Raw genomic sequence first — 3,865 nt, 5'->3', positions numbered from 1 at the left:
CGACCGGACCCAAGGAATGGCAGGCCAAGATCGGCAAGATTCCCGTCGCCGTGGCGTAACGGGTTGACCTGACCTGAAAATGGCCGCTGGAATCAGCGGCCATTTTCTTTTTGAGCCTATCCGGCTTGCAGGACCTGCAGGACGTTGCGGGCTGCGCCGACGCCCATCTTCACATACGCGTCGTGCGTGACGCCGCCCACGTGCGGGCTCAGGATCAGCCGATGCTGCCCCTGGAAGCAATGCGCGGCGGGCGGTGGCTCTTGCTGGAAGCTGTCGAGCCCGGCGCAGGCCACTTTGCCGCTGTGCACGGCGGCAAGCAGGTCGGCCTCGTTGATCAGGCCGCCGCGCGCGGTATTCACCAGCAAGATGCCGTCGCGGCACTGCGCCAGCGTGGCGGCGTTGATCAGTTCGCGGTTGGACTCGGTCAGCGGGCAATGCAACGATATCGCGTCCGATTCGGCCCACAGCCGGGGCAGGCTGACGGTTTCGATCCAGGACGGGATGTCGCGGGCATAGGGGTCATGGCCGATCACGCGCATGTCCAGAGCGCGCGCTACCGTGGCGACGCGCAGGCCGATGGCGCCCAGTCCTACCAACCCGATGCAGCGGCCGGCCAGTTCGATGCTCTTGTGCGTGGCCTTGTCCCAGTGGCCCGCATGCATGCGGGCGTCCAACGGCACGACGGATTTGGCGCAGGCCAGCAGCAGCGCGATGGAATGCTCGGCCACCGCCGCGGCATTGGCGCCCGCCGCCGACTTGACCTCGATGCCGCGCGCGCTGGCCGCCGCGCTGTCGATGGTGTCGATGCCGCTGCCGTGCTTGGATATCACCCGCAGCGACCGGGCGGCGCCGATCAGCGTCGCACTGATCCTGCCGTAGCGCACGATCAGTGCGACGGGATCGTGCTCGCGCACCAGGGTCAGCAGATCGTCTTCGGTCGGGCGCGCGCCGGCATAGACCAGGCGATAGTCCCGAAGCACGCTCACGGCCTCGTCCGCCAGGTCAGCCCCGGTCACCAGCACCACGGATTTGGCGCCGGGATTCATAGCGATTCTCCGTCATGCAGGACGCCCGCCGCCCGCAACGCGTCCGCCAGCCAGGGCGCGCCGAGCTTGCCTTCCTTGATTTCCGCGATGCGGCGCGCCTCGGCCTCCACTTTCTGCCGGGCCAGCGCGAGGACGTCGGCAACGTTCTCGCGCGGCACCACCACCACGCCGTCGGCGTCGCCGACGACCAGGTCCCCGGGATTCACGGTGACGCCCGCCAGCGATACCGGCCAATTGACACGGCCGGGCAGGCCCTTGGTCGGCCCGTTGGGATTGGTGCCCACGGAGAAAACGGGGAAGCCGCTTTCGATGATTTCGTCGGAATCGCGCACGGCCGCGTCGACCACGAAGCCGGCCAGTCCGCTCGCCTGGGCCTGGGTCGTCATGATGGTGCCGCACAGCGCGGCCGTCCGGTCGCCCTTGCCTTCGACGACGATGACGTCGCCGGGCTGGGCCAGGGCCAGCGCGGCGTGGAACATCAGGTTGTCGCCGGGGCGCAGTTCCACCGTAAAGGCGGGGCCGGCCAGCTTCATCCGGGGCGATAGCGGGGCGATGCTGCCGCCCAGCGCGCCGCGGCGGCCGCCTACGTCGGCCAGGATCGCGGCCTGGAACTGGCTGGCTGCCCGGACCAGTTCGGGGCGCACGCGCTGGATGTCGCGGCGGATGGCGGGCAGGGATTTTTCACTCATGATGGCTATCTCGGGAGAGGAAGGAGAAGGGGTTCAGTCGATGCGCGCACCGGATTGCTTCACGATGCCGGCCCACAACGCGTGGTCCTTGTGCAGGCGTTCGCTGAACGCTTCGGGCGTGCCGCCCAGGACTTCACCGCCTTCGGCGCGGATCTTCTGTTGGTACTCGGCGCTCGCCATCGCTTTGTTGGCGGCCGCGTTCAGGGTCCGGATCACGTCCGGCGGCGTGCCCGCGGGTGCCATCAGACCGAACCACGTATTGGCGTCAAAGCCCGAGTAGCCCGCCTCGCTGACCGTGGGCACGTCGGGTAATTCGGCGACGCGCTTGGCCGAGGTGACCGCCAAGGCCCGCAGCTTGCCGGTGCGGATCTGCCCCAGCGCGGTCGGAATGGAGGACATGAACAGCTGCACCTGGCCGCCGAATAGATCGTTCAGCGCCTGGTTGGCGCCCTTGTAAGGAATGTGCTGCAACTTGATGCCAGCCGACTGCTGCAACAGCTCTGCGGTCAGGTGCGCGACGGTGCCGTTGCCCGGCGAGGCGAAATTCAGTTCCCCCGGACGGGCCTTGGCCTGGGCAATTACGTCGGCCAGGGTCCGGTATTGGGAATTGGACGCCACCACCAGCACCAGCGGTGCGGTGGCTACCAGCGCGACGGGGGCGAGATCGCGGGCCGGGTCGTAGGAGAGCTTGCGGTACAGCGACGGGTTGATGGCCAGGTTGCTGGTCTGACCCAGCACCAGCGTGTAACCGTCCGGCGCCGATTTCACGGCGGTTTCCACGCCCAGGTTGCCGCCCGCGCCGGGACGGTTTTCGGCCACCAGGTTCCAGCCCGAAGTTTTGTTCAGGGCGACGCCCAACTCGCGGGCGATGATGTCGGTGCCGCCGCCAGGCGGGAACGGAACGATCAGGCGGATGGGGCGGTCCGGGAAGGATTGCGCCAGCGCGCTGGCACCGATCACAAGGCCGCCAATCAGCGCGGCCGCCTGGGAAAGCAGTTTCATGGTTGTCTCCGGTCTTATGAGAGTTTTATTGCTCCGGTCCGTCGTCGTGCGGATCTGGTGGCGGGGTCCACTATAGGAATGCGTTCCGCTCTATACAATGTCATTTCGTTTGATAAAACGCGGTGCGTATCGTGAAACGGGAGCAGCATGAAGAAGCGGGTCATATCGACGCAATCCCCTGAACCGGAGGCCCCTCCGGATAGCGAAGGCGGGCGCGAGTCGGGCGGCGTCATTGCGGTGGCGCGCGCGATGCGCTTGCTCGAAGCGTTCCAGTTGGATGATGCGTTCGTGTCGCTGGCGGAATTGAGCCGCCGTGCCGGCATGCACAAGACGACCACGCTGCGCATTGCGCGCACGCTGGCCGACGCGCGCTATCTCGTGCAGCGTGAAGACGATGGGGCGTGGCGCCTGGGGCCTGCCGCGGGATGGCTGGGAGCGCGCTATCAGGCGTCGTTCGATCTCAACAACGAGATCGAACCGACTCTGCGTGAACTCACGCGCGAGACCGGCGAGAGCACGTCGTTCTTCGTGCGCGAAGGCGATATCCGGACCTGCCTCGTGCGGGTGGAAGGACCCAAGGCCATCCGCCACCACATCCGGATGGGAGAAGTGCTACCGCTGGAGAAGGGATCCCCGGGACGCGTGCTGCTGGCGTTCTCCGGCGAACGGGGCGAGCCCTACGAAAGCATCCGCCGCGCCGGTTTCTATATTTCGATCGGAGAGCGCGAGCCGGAGATCGCCAGCGTGTCGGCGCCGGTGTTCGGCGCCAATTGGCGCCTGCTGGGTGCGCTAAGCGTGTCTGGGCCCGCAGGCCGGCTGCCCCGCGCCAAGCTGCGGAAGTTCGCCGCGCTGGTCACCCAGAAGGCCAGCCACCTCTCATACGCGCTGAGCGGCGGCGCGCAGCGCCACGCGCCCGTGCGAACGCAGTGGCATCCGTGACGCGCCAGCCGTCCTAGTCCGCCCTCGCGGTGGCCGCCTTGAACGCGGCTATCGCTTCCGCCGACTTCCCCAACACGTCGCGCAGCACTTCCTCGGTGTGCTCGCCCAGCAACGGCGGGGCGCGGCGGTACGCGACCGGCGAGGCCGAGAACCGCAAGGGGCTGGCGGTGACGGCGGCGATGCCGCCGG

At 67.7% G+C, this 3,865-nt stretch carries 4 protein-coding genes and 1 pseudogene; 1 reads left to right on the top strand and 4 read right to left on the bottom strand.

Annotation, left to right across the window (positions count from 1 at the left end):
- Positions 1-116 precede the first annotated feature (116 nt).
- The 3 genes from ACN6PJ_RS31200 to ACN6PJ_RS31190 are packed head-to-tail and all read right to left on the bottom strand — an operon-like array spanning position 117 to position 2,737.
- Positions 117-1,046, bottom strand: coding sequence for a hydroxyacid dehydrogenase (locus tag ACN6PJ_RS31200; RefSeq protein ID WP_123786143.1), 930 nt, complete (start codon positions 1,044-1,046; stop codon positions 117-119).
- On the bottom strand, positions 1,043-1,735 hold the full coding sequence (locus ACN6PJ_RS31195) for an RraA family protein (RefSeq protein WP_088446295.1): 693 nt from the start codon (positions 1,733-1,735) through the stop codon (positions 1,043-1,045). Before ACN6PJ_RS31195 ends, ACN6PJ_RS31200 begins: the two co-directional genes overlap by 4 nt.
- 33 nt (positions 1,736-1,768) lie before the next feature.
- On the bottom strand, positions 1,769-2,737 hold the full coding sequence (locus ACN6PJ_RS31190; protein ID WP_123786142.1) for a Bug family tripartite tricarboxylate transporter substrate binding protein: 969 nt from the start codon (positions 2,735-2,737) through the stop codon (positions 1,769-1,771).
- Between the two features lie 147 nt (positions 2,738-2,884).
- Here ACN6PJ_RS31190 and ACN6PJ_RS31185 point away from each other — a divergent pair, with 147 nt between their 5' ends.
- Entirely contained in the window at positions 2,885-3,676 is a 792-nt protein-coding gene (locus ACN6PJ_RS31185) for an IclR family transcriptional regulator (RefSeq protein WP_088147999.1), read from the top strand.
- Positions 3,677-3,689: 13 nt separating this feature from the next.
- Here the strand turns inward: ACN6PJ_RS31185 and ACN6PJ_RS31180 are convergent.
- A pseudogene (locus ACN6PJ_RS31180) lies at positions 3,690-3,865 on the bottom strand (CoA transferase); the annotation flags it as partial.

The sequence above is a fragment of the Achromobacter sp. genome, assembly GCF_050285585.1.
GTDB lineage: Bacteria > Pseudomonadota > Gammaproteobacteria > Burkholderiales > Burkholderiaceae_B > Achromobacter.
Note: the sequence above shows the minus strand (reverse complement) of the source record. Positions and strands in the feature narration are given on the sequence as shown.